Raw genomic sequence first — 3,082 nt, forward strand, 5'->3', positions numbered from 1 at the left:
CCGACGAGGCGTGGCACAGACGGGTGCAGTGGTCGACGTTGTTGGTGCCGAAGCCGGTGCGCACCAGCTTCTGGAACAGGTATGCCTCCTCGTTGGAACCCTTGGCCGAGCCGAAGCCGGCCAGCGCCGAGCCACCGTGCGTGTCGCGGATGCGCTTCAGGCCGCCCGAGGCCAGCTCCAGCGCCTCCTCCCACGACGCCTCGCGGAAGTGGGTCAGCGGGTTCGCCGGGTCGATGTCCACGTCGTGCTTGGACACGCCCTCGCGGCGGATCAGCGGCCTGGTCAGCCGGTGCGGGTGGTGGATGTAGTCGAAGCCGAAGCGGCCCTTGACGCACAGCCGGTTGTGGTTGGACGGGCCGTCGCGGCCCTCCACCGACAGCAGCTTCTCGTCCTTGATGTTGTAGGTCAGCTGGCACCCCACCCCGCAGTACGGGCAGACGCTGTCCACCTTGCGCTCGGGCGCCGCCTTGAAGATTCCGGTGTCCAGCTCGACCTGGGTCTTCGGCATCAGGGCGCCGGTCGGGCAGGCCTGCACGCACTCGCCGCAGGCGACGCAGGTGCTGTCGCCCATGGGATCGTCGAAGTCGAAGACGATCTTCTCGTTGTGGCCGCGCAGCGCCATGCCGATCACGTCGTTGACCTGGACCTCGCGGCAGGCGCGGACGCACAGGTTGCACTGGATGCAGGCGTCGAGCTGCACCACCATGGCGGGGTGGCTGAAGTCCTCGGACGCCGGCTTGGCGCGGGTCGGGAAGCGGCTCTCGTTGACGCCGACCTTGTCGGCCCAGTTCCAGAAGCGGGAGTCCGGGTCGTGCGCCTTGTCGCGCTCGGGCTGGTCGCCGACCAGCAGCTCGAACACCATCTTGCGGGCCTGTTTGGCCTTGTCGCTGGCGGTGCGGACGTACATGCCCGAGGTCGGCTTGCGCATGCAGGACGCGGCCAGCACGCGCTCGCCCTCGACCTCGACCATGCAGGTACGGCAGTTGCCGTCGGAGCGGTAGCCGGGCTGGTTGGAGTGGCAGAGGTGCGGAATCTCGGTGCCGAGGCGCGTCGCGACCTGCCAGATGGTTTCGCCCGGCTGGGCCTCGACTTCCTTGCCGTCGAGATGGAAATGGATGCGGCCGCTCATAGGGCGCCCTCCCGGTTCTTTTCGTTGCTCACGGCGTTGTTCAGACGGCCGCGGAAGTGCTTCAGGGCGCTCTTCAGCGGGTTCATGGCGGCCTGGCCGAGGCCGCAGATCGAGGCGCTGCCCATCACCGCCGCCAGCTCGTCGAGCAGCGGCTCGTCCCACACCGGGCGCTTGATCAGCGACACCGCCTTCTCGGTGCCGACGCGGCACGGCGTGCACTGGCCGCAGCTCTCGTCCTCGAAGAAGGACATCAGGTTGAGCACGACCCGGCGCATGTCGTCCTGGTCCGACAGCACGACCACCGCGGCCGAGCCGATGAAGCAGCCGTGCTGCTCCAGCGTGCCGAAGTCGAGCGGGATGTCGTCCATGCTGGCCGGCAGCATGCCGCCCGAGGCGCCGCCCGGCAGGTAACCGGTGAACGTGTGCCCCTCGGCCATGCCGCCGCAGTACTCCTCGATCAGCTCGCGGATGGAGATGCCGGCGGGGGCGAGCTTGACGCCCGGATCCCGGACGTGGCCGGAGACCGAGTAGCTGCGCAGGCCCGTCCGGCCGTTGCGGCCGAAGCTGCCCCACCACTCCGAGCCCTTCTCGATGATGTCGCGGATCCAGAACAGCGTCTCGACGTTGTTGATCAGCGTCGGCCGGCCGAACAGGCCGACCACCGAGGGGAACGGCGGCTTGTGCCGCGGCAGGCCGCGCTTGCCCTCGATGCTCTCCAGCATCGCGGACTCCTCGCCGCAGATGTAGGCGCCGGCACCGCGGCGCAGGTGGATGCGGGTGTGGCGCGCCAGACCGGCAGCCTCCACCACGGCGATCTCCCGGGCCAGGATCTCGCGGCACTGCGGGTACTCGTCGCGCAGGTAGATGTAGACGTCCGTCGCCTCCACCACCCAGGCGCCGATCAGCATGCCTTCGAGGAAGCGGTGCGGGTCGGCCTCCAGGTGGAAGCGGTCCTTGAAGGTGCCGGGCTCGCCCTCGTCGCCGTTGACCGCCATCAGGCGCGGGCCGGCCTCGTGCCGCACGAAGCGCCACTTGCGCCCGGTGGGGAAGCCGGCGCCGCCGAGGCCGCGCAGGTTGGCGCCTTCCAGGCGGTGCAGGATGTCCTCGACGTCGCGGCGGCCGTCCAGGCAGTCGCCCAGCAGCGTGTAGCCGCCGCCGGCGCGGTAGGCGTCGAAGCCGGTGTAGTCGGGGATGTGCGGGTGGGTGTCGCCGCTCTCCACCGCCTTGAGCACGCTGTCGACCGTGGCGTTCTCGTGCAGCGCGTGGCCGATGGCGACCGCCGGGGCGTTGTGGCAGGCGCCCATGCAGGGCGCGCGCACCACGCGCACCTCCGAACCGAGCGTCGCCGGCAGGTCTTCCAGCAGTTTCTCGCCGCCGGCCATGCAGCAGGACAGGCTGTCGCACACCCGCACGGTGACCGGCGGCGGCGTCTGCTCGCCGTCCATGACGATGTCGAAGTGGGCGTAGAAGGAGGCGACCTCGTACACCTCGACCAGGGACAGGCGCATCTCCTGCGCCAGCGCCGCGAGGTGGCGGGCGTGCAGGCAATGATGGGTGTCCTGCAGCAGGTGCAGGTGCTCGATCAGCAGGTCCCGCTGGCGGGAGCGGTCGCCGAGCAGCGCCTGCACCTCGGCCAGAGCCGCCGGATCGACCTGCCGCCCCTTGGGCTGCGGCCGCGTGTTCCGGCGCCCGGCGCCGGGATGAATGGCTCGCTTGTTGGAAGCCATGACCGTATCCATACCCGTTCCCTTATTTTTATGTGGTTCCCCGGTGCGGCGCGGCGCGCGCACCGGAGCCCTTAGCGATGTTACCTTTGATTTACTCGGCGGCCATGCGCGGGAGGCGGCCGAGCGCCCCGCCGTCGCGGACTGTGGCGATGCGCCGCTCGTCGAAGCCGAGCACGTCGCGCAGGATCTCGTCGGTGTGCTCGCCCAGGAGCGGCGAGCGCGTCAC

At 70.0% G+C, this 3,082-nt stretch carries 2 protein-coding genes; both read right to left on the minus strand.

What is annotated here, in order from left to right:
• The coding region (locus TSO221_RS34030) for a 2Fe-2S iron-sulfur cluster-binding protein (protein ID WP_146208999.1) at nt 1–1,129 on the minus strand (1,129 nt) is incomplete at its 3' end.
• Nucleotides 1,126–2,856: an NAD(P)H-dependent oxidoreductase subunit E gene (locus TSO221_RS34035; protein ID WP_109122887.1), complete on the minus strand. Its 1,731-nt coding sequence runs from the start codon at nt 2,854–2,856 to the stop codon at nt 1,126–1,128. The genes TSO221_RS34030 and TSO221_RS34035, both read right to left, overlap by 4 nt.
• Nucleotides 2,857–3,082: the final 226 nt, after the last annotated feature.

It is taken from the genome of Azospirillum sp. TSO22-1, from assembly GCF_003116015.1.
GTDB lineage: Bacteria > Pseudomonadota > Alphaproteobacteria > Azospirillales > Azospirillaceae > Azospirillum.

What these genes read in the sequence shown, in the direction of transcription:
- TSO221_RS34035 (WP_109122887.1), bottom strand. Translation starts at nt 2,856, where the DNA reads ATGGCTTCCAACAAGCGAGCCATTCATCCCGGCGCCGGGCGCCGGAAC.